This is a genomic window from Nonomuraea sp. NPDC049400 (assembly GCF_044466425.1).
In the GTDB taxonomy this organism is placed as follows: domain Bacteria; phylum Actinomycetota; class Actinomycetes; order Streptosporangiales; family Streptosporangiaceae; genus Nonomuraea.
This window is the reverse complement of the sequence record NZ_JBITMP010000025.1, coordinates 60,508-81,306: the sequence shown is the minus strand read 5'-3', so window position 1 is coordinate 81,306 and position 20,799 is coordinate 60,508. Positions and strand designations below refer to the sequence as shown.

The window sequence follows — 20,799 nt, the reverse complement described above, 5'->3', positions numbered from 1 at the left end:
TTAGGAGTCACGCTCGGGACAAACCTATTGCAGGGCGAGCGCTTATCGTGGATCGGTGCGCCCTGAATCGCCTGTCTGTCCCTCCCTGGTCGCCTGGGGCAACGCGTGGCTCGCCGGTCACGTCGGCCTCGACGAGGCGGCTGACCACGTGGAAGCCACCGGCGGACCCGCCGTCGCCGGGGACGTCCCGTTGCGTAAATACCTCGCAAACCTGCGTGCCGACGGGCTGCAGGAGCTCCGGCTCGCCCTGCCCGCCCCCGGCGATCCGCTGGGGCTGTCGGGGCCCGCGCCGTTCAACTCGGCCGCGGTGGACGCCGGTGAGGCCGCCATCGCGGTGCTCGAGGACCGCAACCTCGGCCTGGTGCCCACGCCGGATCTTCGCGGGTCCTCCTATGTCGGGGTACGCCTGGAAGTGCATGACTCCGGGCCCGTACGCCATGATCTGCCAACGCTCTCGGAGGCCGAACGGGAGCTGTCGGAGGCCATGCGCTCGGCCACCGAGGCGCTGTCCTCCGTCGAAGGCCCCATGCAGGCCCGCCCCTCGGACGTGGAGCGCCGGGGCGGGGAGCTGGCGCCCGGCTATCCCGCGCGGGCGCACCGCGTCTCCGCCCTCGCCACCCGCCTGGCCGGGGTGTTGCGGCTGGCCGACGAGCGCGGTCTCACGTCGGGGCAGGTCGCCGCCCGCGCCGCCGCCCTGCGCGAGCTGGACCGCGCGGTACGCCGTGCGCTCGTGGCCGCCCATCACGCGATCTTCGAGCCGCTCAGGAACTGATCTTCCACAGCCTGACCACCTTGTCCTTGCCCGCGGACACGATGGCCGCGCCCTCGTCGAAGGGGACGACGGCCACGGCGTACACACCCTTCTTGTGCGCCTTGACCGGCTTGCCGAGTGTCTTGCGGGTCTCGGGGTTCCAGAGCCTGATCGTGCCGTCGGTGCCGCCGGACAGCAGCACCGTCCGGCCGTCGAGGGCGCCGAAGGAGAGCGAGTAAACGATCTTCTTGTGCCCGGACAGGGTGGCGATGGTCTTGCGGCTCTTCGGATCCCAGATCCGGATTTTTCCGTCTTTACCGCCCGATGCTATGACCGTCTTCCCGTCCACGTTGCCGACGGCGACCGAGTAGACGCCCCTGGAATGACCCTTGTACGTCTTCCCGTACGCCTTGCGCTTGGACATGTCCCACATCCGGACCGTCTCGTCCTCGCTGGCCGAGATGGCGACGGCCCGGTCGCCGATGTGGGTGGCGCTGAGCCAGTTGACCGGCTTGCGGTGGGCCCTGATGATCTTTCCTGTGGCCTTGCGCTTCTTCAGGTCCCAGAACCTCAGGTAGCCGTTGGCGTCGCCGGTGACCGCGACGTACTTGCCCTTCACCTTGGTCACCGCGACCGCGTACACGGCTTCGCCGTGCCAGCCGAGGACCTTGCCCTTGTGGGTCTTGAGGTTCCACAGGCGCACGCTGCCGTCGTAGCCGCCGGAGACGGCCATGGGGGTCTTGCCCACCCTCACGCAGGCGACCGCGTACACCTCCTCGCTGTGGCCCTTCATCGTGGCCAGCGACTTGTGCCTGGCCAGGTCCCACAGGCGCACCCGGCCGTCCTGACCCCCGGTGACCAGCCACTTCTTGCCGCCCGCCGACAGGGCGGAGAGCGTCTGCACACCCTTGGTGTGACCTTTGAACGCCTTCCCGTCCTGCTTGCCGAGCACGGGGACGACCGCCTGCGTGGGGGCGACGGTCGGGGTGGGGGTCGGTGTGGTGACGGGGGCCGCCGTCTCGCTCGGCGCCGGGGTCTGGCTCTGGGTCTGAGCCTGGGTCTGGGCCGGTACGGGGTTCGCGCTGACGGAGGTGGTCGGCTGCGGCCGGTCCTCATCGGTTCGCTGGCCGGTCCCGAACATCGTCGGCCCGAAGAACAGCACCCCTCCGGCCAGGGCGAGCGCCACGACGAGCGCGCCGGACACCATGGCCGCCCGCCTGCGCCTGGCCTTGGCCTCACCCGGCTTCTCCTCGACCGGCGCATGCTTGAAGAACGCGTCGTTGTCCACCGGCGCCCCGGGCGCTTTCGACCGGGGAGCCGCCGAAGGCGGCACGGCTGGCGGAGGCGCCGCGTTCATCGGATAGGGCGGCGGCGCCTGCCGCTGTCCCGGCACGGCACCATGACCGGGCGCGGGGCCGTGTTGCGGCGGCACGTACGGCGTGGGAGGCGGCCCGCCCGCAGGCGTCTGTGGGGGCGGGTAACCCCTCCCCGACGGATGCGCCCACCCGGACGGCCCGCCAGGGTCGGCGGCGGGCGGCCGACCGTCGGGACTCGCCCAGCCGTTCCCCGCGGGAGACGCGGGTGGCGCGACCGCACCCGGACCGGCGGCGGGCGGGCCGTAGGCGGGACCCGCGACCGGAGGCGTCGCGTTCGGGCCGGAGTGGGGCGTGCCCCAGTTCACCGCAAGTGGTGGCGGCTCCGGAGGAGTGCGTCCGGCGGCGAGCTGGGACCCCGTGTTGAGCGCGACCTCGCCGTCGGACCCCGGCGACTCCCCCTGGTTCGCCAGCAGCGCGAACAGGGCCTCGGCCGCCGTGGGCCGCTCGTCGGCCCGCTTGCGAAGGCACGCCTGCACGATCGGCCGCAGATCGTCGGGCAGCGCGGAGAGGTCGGGCTCGTCGTGAATCACCCGGTAGACGACCGCGGGCAGGCTGTCCTCGCCGAACGCGGGCCGCCCCGTGGCCGCGAACACCATGGTCAGTGCCCAGCTGAACAGGTCGCTGGCCGGCCCCACCCGCTCGCCCGAGACCTGCTCGGGCGACATGTACGCGGGTGTCCCCACGATGCCGCTGCTGAGCGTCATGGACGAGTCAAGCGCCCGTGCGATGCCGAAGTCGATCACCCGTGGTCCGTCGGTCCCGAGCAGCACGTTGCTGGGCTTGAAGTCCCTGTGCACGACCCCGGCGCGGTGGATGGCGGCCAGGGCGGTGACCGTGCCGACGGCCAGGCGGTAGAGCGCGCCGCCCGCACGCGGCCCCGCCCGCTGCACCACCGCCTGCAGCGAGACCCCGTCCACCAGCTCGCTGACGATGTACGGCTGCTCGCCGTCCATGTGAGCCCCGAGGACCTGGGCGGTGCAGAACTGGGCGACCCGGCGCGCGGCGGCCACCTCGCGCATGAACCGCTCGGAGTCCAGACCTGGCTTGTCCAGCCGGGTGTTGAGCAACTTGATCGCCACCCGCCGCCCGTCAGGCGACTCGGCTGCGAAAACGATCCCCTGCGCCCCCTTGCCCAGCCGGCCGATCAGCCGGTAGTCGCCCAGTGTCCGCGGATCGGTCGGCTGTAAGGGGTGCGTTTCCGGCACCTGGCCCTCCCCGTCGTGCTAGACCCCCGATCAAGCGTGATAGGCCCGGGCGAACACCCGCAAGCCATCCCAGGTCACGAAAGATCAACGCTCTTTGCGAAAAATTTGCCCTTCGCAATAATCGTGGAGATGATCGGGGATTTCCAGCACCGTACGGGGAGCCGTCCCATGCGCAGAAGCGTCAGCTTGTTCTTAGCCGGTGGTCTGGCCGCCGCGCCACTGGCCGTGCCCGCCCAGGCGAGCGCCGCCACCACCACCGCGCCCACCGCCGCGGCGGTCACGCAGTCGAAGCCGTTCTCGAAATTCAAGATCTCCGTCAAGCACACCACTCGCACCAAGCGCGGCGGCAAGATCACATATTACGTCCGGGCGAAGAACCTGGGCCCCCACTACGCCGACTATTACTGGATGGGCGGCAAGCTGCCCAAGGGCGTCAAGCCCACCCTGCGCTGGGGCGGCCCGAAGGGCACCAAGTGCACCTGGGAGGGCCAGTGGTTCTGGTGCTGGGGACCGTTGCAGCTTGAGAAGGGCGAGACCGACTGGCTCAACTTCCAGCTGACGCTGAAGCAGGGCACCAGGGGCACGGTCGCGGCCAAGGTCGGCGTGATGTCGTTCGACGTCGACCAGGGCATGGAGAACATCGACGAGGAAGAGCTCGAGCGCCTCGGCATCAAGGGCTACCTCTGGCTCAAGACGGTCAAGACCCAGGTCGTCACCCCGCCACGGCGCCCGGGCCGGACGTGGACGCCGCCTCCCCCGGTCAAGACGTACAACCCGCCCGCCAGCCACGAGGAAACGAACAAGAAGAAGGACACCTGAGGCCAGTCACGCCAGGCCGTGCCGCACCGCATAGAGCGCGGCCTGGGTGCGGTCCTGTACGCCCAGCTTCATCAGCACGTTGGAGACGTGGGTCTTGACCGTCTTCTCGGCGACGGCGAGGCTCCTGGCGATCTCCCGGTTGGACCGGCCGGCCGCGATGAGCGTGAGCACCTCACGCTCGCGCTCGGTCAGCGGCGCGGGCCCCGGCTGGTCGTTCTGCGGCGACAACATCGCCTCGGCCGCCTCGGGCGCCAGGAGCACCTGCCCTCCGTGCACGGCCCGCACGGCCTGGACCAGCGCCGGCGGATCGACGTCCTTGTAGAGGAATCCCGAAGCCCCCGCCCGCATCGCCGGGCCCACGTCGGAGCGGTCGCTCACCGACGTCAGCACGACCACCTTGGTCACCGACCCGGCCAGGCGCTCGAGCGCGCCGAGCCCGTCGAGCACCGGCATCTTCAGATCCAGCAGCAGCACGTCGGGCGCCAGCTCCGCGACCAGCTCGACGGCCTGCGCCCCGTCGCCCGCCTCGCCGACGACCGTGATGTCGTCGTGCAGGTCGAGGAACGTACGCAGGCCCTGCCGTACCACTGGGTGATCGTCGGCGATCAGCACCCGGATCAAACGCCCACCTCCATGCGTACCGTGGTCCCGCTGCCCTGGGCCGACTCGACGGTCATGACCCCGCCGACGGACTCCGCCCTGTCGCGCATCGACACCAGCCCCAGGCCGCGTGACTCCGCCTGCTCGAAACCCCTGCCGTCGTCGCGTACGGTCAACGCCAGCTTGCCGTTCTCGTATGCCAGGCGCACGGACACGCTCCCGGCCTCCGAGTGCCTCAGCGCGTTGTGCAGCGCCTCCTGGGCCACCCTCAGCACCGCCACCTCGACCACGGAGGCGACCTCCGGCAGCTCCGCGCACTCGAACGTGACCAGGGACGGGTGGAGCCGGTCGAGCATGCGCACGTGCTTGCGCAGCGTCTCGGCGAGGCCGTGCCGGTCGAGCTCGGCCGGTCGCAGCTCGACGATCACCGCCCGCAGCTCGGACAGGGCCTCCCCGGCCAGGCGCTGGACCCGTTCGAGCTCCTGAGCGGCCTTCTCGGGCGCCCGGTCGAGCATCGCGGAGGCGGCCTGCGCGGTGAGCCTGAGCGAGAACAGCTTCTGCGTCACCGCGTCGTGCAGCTCCCGTGCCACCCGGTTGCGCTCCTCCAGCATGGCCAGCTCGCGACCGCGCTCGTAGAGCCTGGCGTTGGTGAGCGCGATGGCGGCGTGCGCGGCGAACAGCGTGAGCAGGTCCTGGTCCGCCTCGGTGAAGCCGCCGAGCGTGCGTTTGTTGGCCAGGAAGATGATGCCGAGCACCTGCTCGCCGTCGCGAATCGGCACCCCGAGGAAGTCCTTCATGACCGGGTGGGCCTTCGGCCACCACTCGAACCTCGGGTCCTTGCGCAGGTCGGGCAGCCTGACGGGAGTGCCGTCGCGGAGCATCGCGCCGAGCATGCCATGCTGTCTGGGCAGCGGCCCGATCGCGTCCCACTGCTTGTCGGTGATGCCCTCCGCGACGAACTCGGCGAACGACCCGTCCTCGTCGGGCACGCCGAGCGCGGCGTAGCGGGCGTCGAGGAGGCGCTGCGCCGATCGTACGATGACCTGCAGCACCTCGCGGACCGACAGGTGGCGGGTGACGGCGAGCACCGCCGAGCTCACCGCCTGCAGTATCTCGTCTCGGTCGGGGGACACGGCTCCCAGCTTATGGTCCTAGGACGATGTGCCCATGCGGCGGCGGGCCCTCAGCCCGATGTACGCCGCCCGCCGCGTTTCTAGCGTCGGGAGCATGACGAACACCGCACTCATCACCGGCGCTTCCCGCGGCCTCGGCCTCGCCCTGGCAAGGTCGTTGGCAGGCGCGGGCTGGAACCTCGTACTCACCGCCCGCGGCGCGGACGACCTCGAACGGGCCGCGGCCGAGCTGGGCGCGACCGCGATCCCCGGCGACGTGACCGAGCCCGAGCACGTTCAGCGGCTGGCCCGGGCGGTGCCTGAGCTGGACCTGCTGGTGAACAACGCCAGCGACCTCGGGGTCACGCCGCTGCCGCCGCTGGCGGGCTACCCGCTGGAGGCGTTCAGGGTGCTGCTGGAGACCAATGTGACCGCCCCGCTCGCCCTCGTCCAGGCCACACTGCCCGCCCTGCGCACGGCGCGCGGAGCCGTCGTCAACATCACCTCGGACGCCGCCACGGGCGCGTACGAGGGCTGGGGCGGCTACGGCGCCACCAAGGCCGCCCTGGAGCAGCTCTCCAACGTGCTGTCGGCCGAGGAGCCCGAGGTGCGGGTCTGGTGGGTCGATCCGGGTGAGATGAACACCCGCATGCTCGCCGACGCCGTGGGCGCCGAGGAGGCGGCGGCCGCCACGGACCCCGCCAAGGTGGCCGCGGCGCTGCACGACCTCGTCAAGGCCCGTCCGGCCAGCGGAAAAGTGAGCCTGCAATGAGTCTCGCGCTCGACTTCGCGCTGCCGCCCGGGCTGTCGGCGGGCGAGCCTCCCGAGGCGAGGGGGATGTCCAGGGACGCGGTACGCCTCATGGTCTCGCGCGGCGACCTCGAGCCCTCGCACCACCGCTTCAGCGACCTGCCGGGGCTGCTCGAACCCGGGGACCTGATCGTGGTGAACAACTCGGCGACCCTGCCCGCGGCCGTCCGGCTGGACCGACTGTCGGTGCACTTCTCCACCGCCAGGGAGGACGGCACCTGGCTGGTCGAGCTGCGTCGCCGTACCGCCACGGCCTCCGAGCCCTACGGCGGGGGCGAGCCGGGCGAGTGGCTGCCGCTGCCGGGGCGGGCCACGTTGCGGCTGATCGAGCGGGAGACGCCGCGGCTGTGGCGGGCCTCGCTCGACCGGGACGTGGAGGCGTACCTGCGGGTGCACGGGGTGCCGATCCGCTACTCGTATGTGAGCAGGGACTGGCCGATCGAGTCGTACCAGACCGTGTTCGCGACCGTGCCGGGGAGCGCGGAGATGCCGAGCGCCGCGCGGCCGTTCACCACGGAGCTGGTGACGGCGCTCGTGTCGCGCGGGGTCGGGATCGCGCCGATCACGCTGCACACGGGGGTGGCCTCGCCGGAGAAGGACGAGCCGCCCTACGCCGAGCGGTACGAGGTGCCGGCGACCACGGCGCGGCTGGTCAACCTGGCGCTCGAGAGCGGCAACCGGGTGGTGGCCGCGGGGACGACCGCCGTACGGGCACTGGAGACGGCCGCGGGCGAGGACGGGCGGGTGGCTCCAGCGGCGGGCTGGACCCGGCACGTCGTCACCCCTGAGAACGGCGTACGGGTTGTCACGGGACTGATCACCGGGCTGCACGAGCCGCGATCCAGCCATCTGCTGATGCTGACCGCTATAGCGGGCGAGAAGGCGCTGGGGCGGGCATACGAGGAGGCGCTACGGAACGGATATCTGTGGCACGAGTTCGGTGACACCCACCTGATTCTGAAGAAATAGTCTTTACATAGATTTTGCCGTCGTGATAGGAACAGCGGGCATTTAACGGGGGCTTTGTGCGTGTGCGTCCCCGTGCCCACTTCCTCACCGGAGACGTTTAATGCGTAATCTGACCAAGGCCGCGTCGCTGGCATTGCTGGCGGGCGCCCTGCTCGCCCCGGCTGTTCCCGCTTCCGCCACGACTGTCGCCGACGCACCGTTCTCGGTCTTCGACGTCAAAGTGAAGGCGTCGAAGACGGTCAAGCCCGGCGGCACGATCAAGTACTCCATCGTGGCCACCAACAAGGGGCCCTACGAGGCTGACGCCTGGTTCGTCGGCGGCGCGTTCCCCAAGGGCGTCGACCTCAAGCGGATCATGTACTCCACGAGTGTCAAGGACACCGAGTGCGGCCTCGAAGGCCGTGCGTTCTACTGCCTCCTGCCGGTGGTCCTGGAGAAGGGTGACTCCATCACCATGACCTTCGAGGCCAAGGTGAAGAAGAACGCCACGGGCACGCAGCAGGCCACGCTCGGCGTGGTCTCCTACGACCTCCAGACCGGCATGGACAACATGAGCAAGGAAGAGCTGGAGCGGCTCGGCGTCCCCGAGCACGGCTACGGCAAGACGGTCAAGACCAAGGTCGTCCGCTAGCTCTGGAACGTTTCGGGCCGCGTCCGCAGGGACGCGGCCCACTGCGTTCACCAGACGTTCACCTGGGGCGTTGCGGCTCCGGCCGTTTACGGAATGTTCACCGCCACACCTGCGCCCGAATGCCCGACCTGCTTCGCGAGCATCGGGCCGGGCGCAGTACCGTGGCTCGATGTGGACCAGCGCACCCTCCTCATCACCCTGACCGGTCCCGACCGGCCAGGCGTTACTTCGCGACTTTTCTCCGTTTTGTCCGCCTTTCCTGTGACAGTGGCGGACATCGAGCAGGTCGTCATCCGTGGTCGGCTCACGCTCGGCGTGCTCGTCGCGTACGCGGGCGGCCCCTCGACCGGCACCGGCACCACCCTCGGTGCCATGTGGACCGCCGTCGAGCGCGTGGCCGAGGACCTCGGCATGGAGGTGGAGCTCTCCACCGGCTCCCAGGCCAAGGAGCAGCGCCGCCGCGGCCGCCTGTCGGTCAGCGTGCTGGGCGCCACGCTCCAGCCCGCGGCCATCGCGGGCATCGCCGGGCGCATCGCCGCCGCCGGCGCGAACATCGACCGCATCGAACGCCTCGCCCAGTGGCCAGTCACCTGCATCGAGCTGTCGGTCTCCGGCGCCGACCCCGACTCCCTGCGGATCGAGCTGGCCGCGGAGGCGGCGGTCCAAGAGGTGGACGTGGCCGTCCAGCGCACCGGACTGTCGCGGCGGGCCAAGCGGCTGATCGTCATGGACGTCGACTCGACGCTCATCCAGGGCGAGGTCATCGAGCTGCTCGCGGCCCACGCCGGATGCCTGGACGAGGTGGCCAGGGTCACGGAGCAGGCCATGCGCGGCGAGCTGGACTTCGCCGAGTCGCTGCGGCGCCGGGTGGCGCTGCTCGAGGGGCTGCCCGCCGAGGTGTTCGAGGACGTACGCAAGGAGGTCGTGCTCACGCCCGGCGCCCGCACGCTGGTGCGCACGCTGAAGCGGCTCGACTACCGCTTCGCCATCGTCAGCGGGGGGTTCACGCAGATCACCGACGGGCTGGTGGAGGAGCTCGGGATCGACTACTCGGCGGCGAACGTCCTCGAGGTCATCGACGGGCGGCTGACCGGCAAGGTCGTGGGCGAGATCGTGGACCGGCCCGGGAAGGCGCGGGCGCTGGAGAGGTTCGCGCGCGAGGCCGGCCTGCCGATCTCGCAGACCGTGGCCATCGGTGACGGGGCCAACGACCTGGACATGATCGCAGCAGCCGGGCTGGGCGTGGCCTTCAACGCCAAGCCCGTGGTGCGGCAGGCGGCCGACACGGCGGTCAACACGCCCTACCTGGACTCGATCCTCTACCTGCTGGGGATCTCGCGGGACGAGGTCGAGGCGGCCGACGCGGAGGACGGCGCGCTGACGATGTGACCCCTGGTCAGCTCTCCTTGGGGTCCCAGTGCGTGACCAGGCGCCCCTCGCCCGGCCAGAGGTCCTCCCAGGCGGACTCCACCTCGATCACCGCGAACGCCCCCGGGCGGAAGACGTAGTCGCCCCCGGCCAGCCCCAGTGCCAGCTCGTGCACGCCCGGATTGTGCCCGCACAGCACCACGGTGCTCAGCTCGGGATCCGTCCGGCGGACCACCTCGAGCAGCTCCTCCGGGTACGCCTCGTAGATGTCCCGCTCGTAGCTGATCTCCACCTCGGGGAAGGCGATCTCGGCGGTGCGCTTGGTCCTGAGCGCCGGCGAGCAGAGCACGATGTCCGGGTCGAGCCCGGCCGTCCTGATCTCGTCGCCTGCCCGCTTTGCGTCTCGCTCGCCCCGCCCGGTCAGCGGCCGTTCGCGATCGGCCAGCCCGGGGATGTGGTCGGCTTTCGCGTGCCGCAGCACAATCAAGGTCCGCACCAGATCACCCTGTCTTCGAGGCCCAGAGGGCCAGCACGACGATCGCGGCCAGGATGGCGAGCATCGCCAGCAGAATGAAACCCAGGGTCTTTCCGCCGCTGGGCTGCTTGTCACCTGTCACGCGCCCAGTTTCCCACCGAGGGGCCTCGCCTTCACGCCCGCCTTCGACCTCGGCGTCCCCGTACGTGTCGCGCCGCACACCACCGCACCACGTCCACCGCCACCACCGACGCAAATCACCCCGCCACTCACCGCCCGGAGCGCCATCGACAGCGGGAAGCCGGGCCAAAGGAGCGGGGGCCTGGAGCCGGGAAAGCGAGACGCCCGCCCCTACGCAGTGGGGCGGGCGTCTGGAGGGTGTTTGCCGGGCTATGAGGCGACCGGAGCGTGCTCCCGGTTGTCGTTGTTGGCGGGTTCGGTCGTCACGGACCGCCGCTTCGACACCACGATGGCACCCACCACCACGGCCACCGCAACCACCGTGACGGTGATGCGGATGGCCGGGTTGCCCGCGTACAGCACGACAGCCGGGGCGACCAGCAGCGCCACCAGGTTCATCACCTTGATCAGCGGGTTGATGGCAGGACCGGCCGTGTCCTTGAACGGGTCGCCGACCGTGTCGCCGATGACCGTGGCGGCGTGGGCCTCCGAGCCCTTGCCGCCGTGGTGACCGTCCTCCACCAGCTTCTTGGCGTTGTCCCAGGCGCCACCGGAGTTCGCCAGGAAGACGGCCATCAGCGTGCCGCACGCGATGGCGCCGGCGAGATAGGCGCCCAGCGGCGCGTACCCGAGTGCGAACCCGACCGCGATCGGCGTCATGACCGCCAGCAGACCCGGCGTGGCCAGCTCGCGGAGCGAGTCGCGGGTGCAGATGTCCACGACGCGGCCGTACTCCGGCGTCTCCGAGCCGTCCATTATGCCCGGCTTGTTGCGGAACTGGTCGCGTACCTCGAAGACCACGCGCATCGCGGCCCGTCCGACCGCCATGATCGCGAGCCCCGCGAAGAGGAACACGACCGCGGCCCCGACGACCAGGCCCACCAGGACGTTCGGCTGGTCGACGCCGAGGGTGAAGGTGGAGAAGCCGCCGAGCGCGGACTTGATGTCCGCGGTCGCCCTGGCCAGCTCGCCCTCCACCGCGGTGCGGAAGGCGCCGAACAGCGCGGTCGCCGCCAGCACGGCCGTGGCGATGGCGATGCCCTTGGTGATGGCCTTGGTGGTGTTGCCGACGGCGTCCAGGCTGGTGAGCACGCGGGCGCCCTCGCCCTCGACGTCGCCCGACATCTCGGCGATGCCCTGGGCGTTGTCGGAGACCGGGCCGAACGTGTCCATGGACACGATGACGCCGACCGTGGTCAGCAGGCCGGTGCCGGCCAGGGCCACCGCGAACAGCGCGATCGTCACGTTCCCGAACCCGAGCAGGAACGCGCCGTAGACCGCGCCGCCGATGACCAGGGCGGAGTAGACGGCCGACTCCAGGCCGACGCTGATGCCGGCCAGGATGACGGTGGCCGGGCCGGTGGCCGAGCTCTCGCCGATCTCGCGTACGGGGCGGCGGTTGGTCTCGGTGAAGTAGCCGGTCAGCAGCTGGATGGCGCTGGCCAGCACCAGGCCGATGAGCACCGCGCCGATGGCGATGAGCCGCGGGTCGGCGTCGGACTGCACGGTGGCGCCGGTCAGGCCGCCGAAGCTGCTGGGCAGGTACAGGTACGCGGCACCTGCCACGAGCACCGCGGAGATCGCGGCCGAGATGAAGAAGCTGCGGTTGATCGCCGCCATGCCGCTGCGGTCGTTGTCACGCATCCGGGTGACGAAGATGCCGATGATCGCCGTGATCACGCCGATCATCGGGACGATCAGGGGGAAGACCAGCCCCTGCTCGCCGAAGGCCACTTTGCCCAGGATGAGGCTGGCGACCAGCATGACCGCGTACGACTCGAACAGGTCGGCCGCCATGCCGGCGCAGTCACCGACGTTGTCGCCCACGTTGTCGGCGATGGTCGCGGCGTTACGCGGGTCGTCCTCCGGGATGCCCTGCTCGACCTTGCCGACCAGGTCGGCGCCGACGTCGGCGGCCTTGGTGAAGATGCCGCCGCCTACTCGCATGAACATCGCCAGCAGCGCCGCCCCGAACCCGAAGCCCTCGAGCACGCCCGGCGCGTTGCCCTGGTAGATGAAGACGACCACGGCCGCGCCGAACAGGCCGAGGCCCACGGTGAACATCCCGGCCACGCCGCCGGTACGGAACGCGATGCGCATCGCGCGCTTCTCGCCCGACTCGTTGGCCGCGGCGGCGACACGGACATTTCCGCGCACGGCCAGCCACATGCCCATGAACCCGGTCAGCGCGGAGAACACCGCCCCGACCACGAAGAAGATCGAACGCCCTATTCGGACATCCGTTTCCGCAGGTAGGAGGAGCAACAGGAAGGGAATCACGACGACGAAGATCGCCAACGTGCGGAACTGACGTGCGAGGTAGGCGGCGGCGCCTTCTTGTACGGCGCGCGCGATGTTCTGCATGCGCTCCGTGCCCTGGCCGGCGGACAGCACTTCACGCACCAGGCCGCCGGCGACGGCTAGTGCGATCAGTGCGACCGCGGCGACCACGATCACGATGGTGAGATTGTTTCCACTCAGGGCCAGATTGGACGCTGGCTCCAGTGCCAGCATGTGCCTGCTCATCGTTCTCCTCGGCAAGACCGGTCGTCCTGCCCGGGCGGTGCTGCAGTTTTCCTCGGCGGGTGTTGCGGCACCATCCGGGTTGTGGGTGCCGCTTCCGGTTGAATCCGCGTTCCGCCGGATCACCTTGGCCGGTGCCGGGAGTCTACGCAGGCACTCAACGGATATGAAGGCTCTCGAGGCGGCTAATTGTGTGCGCGTCTAGTAATCCCCTGACAGCGAGCCGGTTTGCGGCCTGGCAGGTGAAATTTCCCCCGGTTTACGGTCACGAAAACCTCTTAATACAGCCTGACCATAACTTGGCGGCCCAGGACGACACGCCAGCCGACAACCAGGTGGCCACTGACTGACGTCAGCGGAGTCGCAGACCCGACTGGCCGACCCCCGGACAGACCGCCGGTCGCCCCTCCTACCGCCCCGCACGATCCGCTGACCCGTCATGACGTGGCGACACGTCTCCAGGCGGCAGGACGCCCGGCAAGTGAACGGATGCCCGAGGACCGCCTCTGGTCAGCCACAGCAGAAGACGCTACGTGCCGACAAACGTATGTTGACCATATCTTTACTGATCAATTAATGTCTAGCAGGTTAAGGGCCAAGCAAGCCGCTCCGCTCAGCGGAGCCGTCCGCGGACGCCGCCTGTAGGTGCCTCCGCGGGCCCCAGGCTTGTTTCGCCTCACTGATCGAGAGGCGGAGGCTCGTGTGTCGCTCACGCATCGAACGACCGATCTCATAAGGATTCGGCTCGTCGAGCGAGGCGTGCCCGGCACGAGGCCAGAACGGGCATCTCGGCACACGGCCACGCGTCTAGCAATTGGGGAAGTGCATGGCCAGTAGTGGTTTCACCTACGCCGGCCCCGAAGGTCTTGGGCATCTCAAGAAAGCAGGTCTGAGATCTCAAGACGCAGCCGACGACCTCTTGAAGATCCGCAAGACGTTCGTGGACCAGGCGGAGGGCAGCGTGGACGCCTATGCCCTGGTCGCAGACGGCGCAGCGGAACTCGCCAGCAGTTACAACGAGTTCTTCCACGACCTGTCCGACTCCATGTACAGGCGTGCCAGCGCCCTGAAGAACAGTGGGAGCAACCTCAGGTACGCCTCGGAGAACTACGGCTGGGCCGACCAGCTCAAACCGCCCGCCGACCCGCCTTCTCGTCCGAACTACGGCGAACTGCCGGATCCGTGGACCGGATCCGTGATGTTCAACGCGACTCTGGACCTGCTGGGCCTCTCCGACGACTACGAGCGCCGGCTCACCGAGATGCAGCAGGCTTGCCTGTATACGGCGAAGCGGCTCCGCCAGCTGCAGCCCGAGGTCGACGCGGTCGAAGGTGAGGTCAGGAAGGCGCGATGGGGCGGAGAAGCAGCCCAGACCTACCATGCGGCCTGGACGAGGTACATCAATCCGGCTGGGGGGGCGAACGAGGCCCAGCCCTTGGAAATGTGGGCCAGGCGGTCGGACCAGGCCGCCGAGATTCTCGGCAACGCGGTTGAGGAGACCCAGAAGTACAAGGGCATCGTCAAGGCGACCCTTGAGGTGCTCGCAGTAATCGGCGCCATCCTGGTGGGCGCGGTGATTCTGAACCCGGCGGTACGGCTCTACCTCCGGAACCTGTTCACCCAGCTCCGCACCCACGCCGTGAGGATGATCAAACTCCTGGCCACCAGGCTCAAGGTGCTCGCCCGAGCGTTCGCGAAGTCCGTGGGGGGACGCAAGCCCGTGGTGGGCGAGTTCAACTTCAACGGCTTCGGCGTCGTCGGCGCGAACTACGTCAACTCCGCACTGGCGAACTGGGGCCGGGGCGTGGACGATCCCGCGGCGATCTCCCCGAGTATGGCGGGCACCCTGTTGTTCCTGTTCGGCCTCGGTGGCTCTTTCGGGCTTCTGAAGCGGATCGGCGCGGTCACCAGGTTGGCCCAGACTCATCCTCTGGCGTTCAACATGGCGGTGGAGCTGGGCATCAACGCCGGGGCCGCCACTGCCCTGAGCATGATGTTCGAGAAGAAGGGCTTCAACGCCGCGCTCCAGGACGGCCTCATCGTCGGAGGTACCAGCGCGATTTTCGGCGCCGGATACTACGGACTTCTCCGTAACGGGACCGGCCTGAAGCACCTTGCCTGGCGCAAGGCGGACAAGTGGGGAGTGAAGAAACTCGGGCCCGCCGACCCGAGTCGCCCGATGTCGGCGACGAACGTCCGCTACGCCACCCCCAATGGGACCCGCCTCGCTCAGATGAAGGCCGACGGTTCGGATATCTATGTCCCGAAGAACAGCATCACCTACCGGGCAAGGCAGATCGGTCCGGTTAATGCCTTCCTGAACATGGACCCCTTCTGGAAGGGCCGTATCCTTGGTCTCCTCCCAGGGACGATCAACTACACCTTGGTCCCGCGAGGACAGAGCGAGGCCCCCGAACTCACGGTCCCCAACTACCGGAACTGGGACAACAATCCCCAGCCTCAGCCGTCGCAGCCCAACGCCACGCCGCCGGTAGGCGCTGCCACGCACACGGTGCGGTCCGGCGAAACGCTGTGGGACATAGCCCAGCGGGAGTACGGCGACGGAACTTACGCATCACTCCTCATGCAGGCCAACTGGCAGCTCGACGGAATCAACCAGGGCAATTTGTCACCCGGCGCACAGCTGATCATCCCGGAGCTCAGAAAAGACGCGTGAAACCTCGCGAGGGAACGCAGAACGGCGCCTCACCACCGTACGCGTGAGGCGCCGTTCGCGTACCTGGCACCCAGCGCGGTGAAGCCGCGCACGATGCGGGCCGAACGCATCGCCGGCGCCGCTCCGCCGGAGATCCGACTCATGGGACGTTCTCGGAGACCCGGCGCAGGCGGGTCACCGGCGTGTTTGCCGGGTGCCGTCCTGAAACAGAAACTCGGTGTCGGCCGCCGGATCGAGATCCGGGAAGGCGTTCAACGCCTTCTCTTCGACCTTCGACACGGCGTCACGCCGGGCGTCGCCGACGGCCGCCACTACCTCATCCGCCAGCACGTGACTGTCCAGCCGCATGGCACGGGGCTCGATGGTTATCTCGGAGACCTTTCCTTGCGCGTCGGCAACAGCCGTTACGTGCCCTGACGCACTCGCGCCGGTGCCGACCATCCCTTCCAGCTCGCCGTACTCCGTCTCGATGAAGTCGTGCATTCCCCGCTCTTCGCGATCCGCACCGGCGACAGCGCCGTACATTTCCTCGACACGGCGGAGAATCGCGCTCACCGCCTGTCCGGACCTGTCGTACGCCAGGCTCTCGCCGAGCGGTCTCGGCGTGACCTGGGGCAAGGAAACACCGTCCAGGATCTCCAGCGCCTGTTGCCATGAGTCCCGCTGTGCCGCTTGGACCACCAGGGTCACATCCTTGGCAAGGCGATCTGCGTCGCGTCGCATCACGCGCGGATCGAGGGTGAGCGAAACAATCGCACCGCCGGCGTCGGCCTTCGCTACCAGCAGCCCGTCGTCACTCCGGCCGACGCCGACGACCGCGCTGATCCGGGCCTGCGCTGCCAAGGGCTCCCGCATCATCTGCGCGGTCCTGCTCTGGATCGCGGCCAATATTTCGCGATCGTCATCCGCCCCAGAGGACATCGGTATTCGGCACCCCAGCGCTCATGCGTCACGTTCGCCGTCAGTTTAGGGCATCCTTTACGCCCTGTCCCGATATCTGGAAGTTGGATGCTTACCCGATCTCGACCCCGAACTTCCGGACACGCTACGCGCCTGCCATGACGAGGAGCTGGCTTGAAGGGTCGCCGCCAGTGGCTCCACCAGGCAAGCCACGACCCCTCACAACACCAGCCCCCACCGACCACCACCCGGGCGGCCCCTTCGCGCCGTTACGGCGGCCCGCCACGCGCGGGTCAGCGGGCGTCTTGCTGGGGCCCGGGCGGCGCCGGCTTGGCTCCGCCGTACCGGTTGGAAGGGCTTTGCAGGGCTGAGCGCCGCAAAAGAGGCGCCCAGCCCCGGCAAGCGAGGCGACCGGCTCAGCCCACGTGGCCGGCGGCGGGCCAGCTCATGCGGATGTTCGTGCCCTTCGGGCTCGGGAAGACCTCGACGTCGTCGGCCAGACCTTCGATGACCGCGATGCCGAAGCCCGACATGAACGAGTCAGAGAGCATGCCCAGATCGAGGGGCTGCTCTTGCTTGATCTCATCGCTGGGGGCCTGATCGCTGACCGTGACTTCGAAACGCCCGGAGTCGTCACGCAGCTCGATGCGGATGGGCTCGCCCGGACAGTGGACGCGGTGCGCCTCGACTGCCCGGGAACATGCCTCACCCACGGCGAGCCTGACCTCGTCCAGCAGTGACTCCGCCACGCCGGTGCGGCGAGCTATCGCCGTCGCCACCAGCCGCGCGGTCCGCACATGCGCGGGGAGAGCGCTGAACGTCAGCTCGACGGTAGCCATGCTACTTGTCTTTGCCGTGAGCTTCCTTGGCCTCGTCGACCGAAGCGTAGATCCCGAAGACCTTGGTCAGTCCGGTGATCCGGAAGATCTTGAGGATGCGCTCCTGCGTGCACACCAGCTCGAGCGAGCCGTCGTGTGCACGAACCCGCTTGAGCCCCCCGACCAGGACACCGAGGCCCGTGGAGTCGAGGAAGTCCACCTTCTCCATGTTGACGAGAAGGTGGAAGTTGCCCTTGTTGACCAGGTCAATGAGGAGCTCACGCAATCTCGGCGCCGTGTAGACATCGATCTCACCCTCGACCTCCACGATGGTGAGTCGGTCTTCGGTGCGGTGATCCAACTTCAGATCCACAGATCCTCCAGCGCCTCGCCTGCGAAACTACTCTCTTGGGCCTGGCAATCTGGAGCGTGGCCCCAGATCGTCCGACCCTGACGCGCGGCATTCAACCATGCGTCTGGCTTGTGTCTATACGAAATCACGATTCCCGGCGACTTTGCCCACAGATGCAAGACTGGAAACAGTGACTTCCTCCGCATCCTCCCCACAACAGGCAGGTCCACTCCTCCGCCACCTGCTTGGTGTTCCCGCACGTCATGAGCGCGTCACCCATGTGGAGCATGTTCCAGCACGTCAGGCCGGTCAAGCCGAATGGCCCAAATGGACGCCAGAAGTGCTTGTTACGCGCTTGGCGAACCGCGGGGTGACAGGACTCTGGCCCCACCAGTACGAGGCCGCCGACCTGGCATTTCGTGGCCGAAACGTGATCATCTCCACAGGCACGGCCTCCGGCAAGTCCCTTGCGTACCTGACCCCCGCGGTCGCCACCTGCCTCGACGGCGGCACGATCCTGTACCTCACGCCGACCAAGGCCCTGGCCGCCGATCAGCTGCGCAGCCTGCGCGAACTGCGCATCACCCAGCTGCGCGCCGCCTGTTTCGACGGCGACACGCCGTTCGAGGAACGTACGTGGGTGCGCCAGCACGCCAACTACGTCCTGACGAACCCGGACATGCTGCACCGGAGCGTCCTGCCTCGTCACGCCCAATGGTCGTCGTTCTTCCGCCGGTTGCGCCTGGTCGTGGTGGACGAGTGCCACGGCTACCGCGGCGTCTTCGGCTCCCACGTCGCCCAGATCCTGCGCCGCCTGCGCCGCGTCTGCGCCCGGTACGGCTCGCGCCCCACGTTCCTGCTCGCGTCGGCGACGGCCAGCGAGCCGGGAGCGTTCGCGATGAGGCTGACGGGGCTTGAGATGGACGAGGTGACCGTGGACGCCTCGCCCAAGGGTGCGACCACCATCGCGCTGTGGGAGCCGCCTCTGACGGAGCTACGGGGCGAGGGAGGGGCACCTGTGCGGCGTACGGCCACGGCGGAGGCGGCGGATCTGCTGGCGGACCTCGTCCTCGCGGACGTCCGCACGCTCGCCTTCGTCCGCTCCCGCCGCGGCGCCGAGACGGTCGCCCTGACGGCCCGCGCCAAGCTCGCCGACGTGGCCTTCTCCCTCTCGGCCCGTTTCCCGGGTACGCCGGCCACACCGACTCCTGCCACAGCCGACATGCCCCAGACGGCACCGACTCCGACGAACGCACCCGACGCCATCCGGACGGCGGACGCTCCCGGCGACGTATCCGGTGCCACCCAGACAGTGGGCACCTCAATGCACGCGCCTGGCGCAGCCCAGACGACCAGCACAGGGGCAGCCGCACCCGACGCGACCCAAACCACCAGCACAAGAGCAGCCGCACTCGACGCGACCCAAACCACCAGCGCAAAGGCCGCCGCAGCCGACGCAACCCGAAACACCAGCGCAAAGGCCGCCGCAGCCCAAACCAGCAGCACAAGGGCAGCCGCAGCCGACGCGACCCAAACGACGAGCGCTTCCGCCGACCAACCCGGCACGCCACAACAGGACGCCGCCCGCCAGGACGAACGCGCCACCCGCCATGGCGGACGCGCCACCGGCCAGGCCGACGAAGCGAGTGGGCCGGTCGCGGAGAGCTCTCTCACCTGGGCAATCCCGGACTCCCCCACCCATCCGGACTGGGCCGACCTCCCCAACAAGATCGCCGCCTACCGGGCCGGCTACCTCGCGGAAGACCGCAGGCTCCTGGAGAAGGCTCTCCGCGCGGGCACGCTCATGGGCCTGGCCTCCACGAACGCCCTCGAGCTGGGCGTGGACGTCTCAGGCCTGGACGCCGTGCTGATCGCAGGCTGGCCGGGCACCCGCGCCTCGCTCTGGCAGCAGGCGGGCCGGGCGGGTCGCGACGGCCAGGACGCGCTCGCCGTGCTGATCGCCAGGGACGACCCCTTGGACACCTACCTCGTGCACCACCCCCAGGCCCTGTTCGGCCAGCCCGTGGAGGCGATCGTCCTCGATCCCGACAACCCGTACGTGCTCGGCCCCCACCTCTGCGCCGCGGCCGCCGAGATCCCGCTGACCGACGACGACCTGCCCATCTTCGGCGACACCACCTCAACCGTCCTCGACGACCTGGTCGCCCAGGGGTTGCTCAGGAGGCGTCCCGCCGGCTGGTTCTGGACCAGGCGGGAGCGCGCCACCGACCTCGCCGACATCCGGGGCGGCGGAGGCGCCCCCATCCAGGTCGTGGAGTCGTCGACCGGCCGCCTCCTGGGCAGCGTGGACGAGCCGTCCGCCCACACCACGGTGCACACAGGCGCGGTCTACCTCCATCAGGGCGAGACGTTCCTGGTGGAGCTCCTTGATCTGGAGGCCGGAGTGGCTCTGGTCTCGAGCGCCAACCCGGACTTCACGACGTTCGCTCGCGACATAACCGACATTTCCATCCTCGCCACCCAACGCTCCCACCCCCTGGGCACCGGCACCCTGCACTTCGGCGAGGTGGAGGTGACCCGGCAAGTGGTCTCGTACCTCAAGAGACGCCTCCAATCAGGCGAAATGCTCGGCGACGAGCCCCTCGAACTGCCGCCACGCACCCTCCGTACCCGCGCCGTCTGGTGGACGCTCCCCGCCTCAGCCGTGGCCCCCCTCGCAGAGGCGGGCATCGATCTCGGTGGAGCCGCCCACGCCGCCGAGCACGCCTCCATCGGCCTGCTCCCCCTCTTCGCCACCTGCGACCGCTGGGACATCGGCGGCGTCTCCACCGAGCTCCACGCCGACACGGGCCTGCTCACGGTCTTCGTGTACGACGGCCACGAGGGCGGCGCGGGGTTCGCCGAACGCGGCTACGCCCGCGCGACGGACTGGCTGACCGCCACGCGCGAAGCCATAACGTCCTGCGAATGCGAACGCGGCTGCCCTTCCTGCATCCAGTCCCCGAAATGCGGCAACGGCAACAATCCTCTGGACAAACGAGGGGCTGTCCGCCTCCTCAACACGCTGCTGAACCCTCAATGAGCCACTGTCGTGCTGCGTGTGCGCCGGCCACGGTCACGCCCACCATCCGCTGAATTCATTTCATCAAGGCGCACAGCCCCGCCGCCCCGAAGCCTCAGATCCCTGCCTCACCTGCAGCGGCGCGCGGTCATCCGAGACGACACCACCCGTCTCACCCTCAGGCTCCGGATGACCGGCAACCACGCTCTAC

16 protein-coding genes are annotated in these 20,799 nt (G+C 69.1%); 8 read left to right on the top strand and 8 right to left on the bottom strand.

The genetic code is table 11. The features are described 5' to 3' along the window. Positions 1–55 precede the first annotated feature (55 nt). Positions 56–772 (top strand): hypothetical protein, encoded by a 717-nt coding sequence (locus tag ACIBVN_RS33720; RefSeq protein ID WP_397143374.1) that lies wholly within the window; start codon positions 56–58, stop codon positions 770–772. Here the strand turns inward: ACIBVN_RS33720 and ACIBVN_RS33715 are convergent. Then, positions 762–3,332 (bottom strand): protein kinase, encoded by a 2,571-nt coding sequence (locus ACIBVN_RS33715; protein WP_397143372.1) that lies wholly within the window; start codon positions 3,330–3,332, stop codon positions 762–764. The two genes, ACIBVN_RS33720 and ACIBVN_RS33715, sit on opposite strands and share 11 nt — an antisense overlap. Before the next feature lie 168 nt (positions 3,333–3,500). On the opposite strand from ACIBVN_RS33715, the gene ACIBVN_RS33710 reads away from it, so the two are divergent. Then, positions 3,501–4,151 (top strand): hypothetical protein, encoded by a 651-nt coding sequence (locus ACIBVN_RS33710; RefSeq protein WP_397143370.1) that lies wholly within the window; start codon positions 3,501–3,503, stop codon positions 4,149–4,151. Between the two features lie 6 nt (positions 4,152–4,157). Here the strand turns inward: ACIBVN_RS33710 and ACIBVN_RS33705 are convergent, their stop codons facing one another. Together ACIBVN_RS33705 and ACIBVN_RS33700 are read right to left on the bottom strand one after the other, a co-directional pair. Next, a complete protein-coding gene (locus ACIBVN_RS33705; RefSeq protein ID WP_397143368.1) occupies positions 4,158–4,772 on the bottom strand; it encodes a response regulator in 615 nt (204 codons plus the stop codon). Further along, entirely contained in the window at positions 4,769–5,884 is a 1,116-nt protein-coding gene (locus tag ACIBVN_RS33700) for a GAF domain-containing protein (protein ID WP_397143366.1), read from the bottom strand. The genes ACIBVN_RS33705 and ACIBVN_RS33700 overlap by 4 nt, the downstream gene beginning before the upstream one ends. A gap of 94 nt (positions 5,885–5,978) precedes the next feature. Here ACIBVN_RS33700 and ACIBVN_RS33695 point away from each other — a divergent pair, with 94 nt between their 5' ends. From ACIBVN_RS33695 to serB, 4 genes are all read left to right on the top strand, one after another. Next, the gene (locus ACIBVN_RS33695) at positions 5,979–6,635 is read left to right on the top strand and encodes an SDR family oxidoreductase (protein WP_397143364.1); all 657 of its coding nucleotides are present in this window, start codon (positions 5,979–5,981) and stop codon (positions 6,633–6,635) included. Then, positions 6,632–7,642 (top strand): S-adenosylmethionine:tRNA ribosyltransferase-isomerase, encoded by a 1,011-nt coding sequence (locus tag ACIBVN_RS33690; RefSeq protein ID WP_397143362.1) that lies wholly within the window; start codon positions 6,632–6,634, stop codon positions 7,640–7,642. Before ACIBVN_RS33695 ends, ACIBVN_RS33690 begins: the two co-directional genes overlap by 4 nt. A 100-nt stretch (positions 7,643–7,742) precedes the next feature. Continuing rightward, the gene (locus ACIBVN_RS33685) at positions 7,743–8,273 is read left to right on the top strand and encodes a hypothetical protein (RefSeq protein ID WP_397143360.1); all 531 of its coding nucleotides are present in this window, start codon (positions 7,743–7,745) and stop codon (positions 8,271–8,273) included. 171 nt (positions 8,274–8,444) lie between these two features. Beyond that, on the top strand, positions 8,445–9,662 hold the full coding sequence (gene serB / locus ACIBVN_RS33680; protein WP_397143358.1) for a phosphoserine phosphatase SerB: 1,218 nt from the start codon (positions 8,445–8,447) through the stop codon (positions 9,660–9,662). 7 nt (positions 9,663–9,669) lie between these two features. Here the strand turns inward: serB and ACIBVN_RS33675 are convergent, their stop codons facing one another. Together ACIBVN_RS33675 and ACIBVN_RS33670 are read right to left on the bottom strand one after the other, a co-directional pair. Continuing rightward, entirely contained in the window at positions 9,670–10,137 is a 468-nt protein-coding gene (locus ACIBVN_RS33675) for a SixA phosphatase family protein (RefSeq protein ID WP_397143356.1), read from the bottom strand. A 369-nt stretch (positions 10,138–10,506) separates the two neighbouring features. Then, entirely contained in the window at positions 10,507–12,822 is a 2,316-nt protein-coding gene (locus tag ACIBVN_RS33670; RefSeq protein ID WP_397143352.1) for a sodium-translocating pyrophosphatase, read from the bottom strand. Between the two features lie 958 nt (positions 12,823–13,780). Between ACIBVN_RS33670 and ACIBVN_RS33665 the strand changes: the two genes are divergently transcribed. Then, positions 13,781–15,496, top strand: coding sequence for a LysM peptidoglycan-binding domain-containing protein (locus ACIBVN_RS33665; RefSeq protein ID WP_397143350.1), 1,716 nt, complete (start codon positions 13,781–13,783; stop codon positions 15,494–15,496). A gap of 174 nt (positions 15,497–15,670) precedes the next feature. Here the strand turns inward: ACIBVN_RS33665 and ACIBVN_RS33660 are convergent, their stop codons facing one another. The 3 genes from ACIBVN_RS33660 to ACIBVN_RS33650 form a co-directional block, all read right to left on the bottom strand. Next, complete coding sequence (locus tag ACIBVN_RS33660) at positions 15,671–16,417, bottom strand: YbaB/EbfC family nucleoid-associated protein (protein WP_397143348.1); 747 nt, start codon at positions 16,415–16,417, stop codon at positions 15,671–15,673. Between the two features lie 395 nt (positions 16,418–16,812). After that, the gene (locus ACIBVN_RS33655) at positions 16,813–17,235 is read right to left on the bottom strand and encodes an ATP-binding protein (RefSeq protein WP_397143346.1); all 423 of its coding nucleotides are present in this window, start codon (positions 17,233–17,235) and stop codon (positions 16,813–16,815) included. A gap of 1 nt (position 17,236) precedes the next feature. Further along, positions 17,237–17,587 (bottom strand): STAS domain-containing protein, encoded by a 351-nt coding sequence (locus ACIBVN_RS33650; protein ID WP_043629845.1) that lies wholly within the window; start codon positions 17,585–17,587, stop codon positions 17,237–17,239. A 409-nt stretch (positions 17,588–17,996) separates the two neighbouring features. Between ACIBVN_RS33650 and ACIBVN_RS33645 the strand changes: the two genes are divergently transcribed. After that, positions 17,997–20,609 (top strand): DEAD/DEAH box helicase, encoded by a 2,613-nt coding sequence (locus tag ACIBVN_RS33645; protein ID WP_397143528.1) that lies wholly within the window; start codon positions 17,997–17,999, stop codon positions 20,607–20,609. The last annotated feature ends 190 nt before the right edge of the window (positions 20,610–20,799 follow it).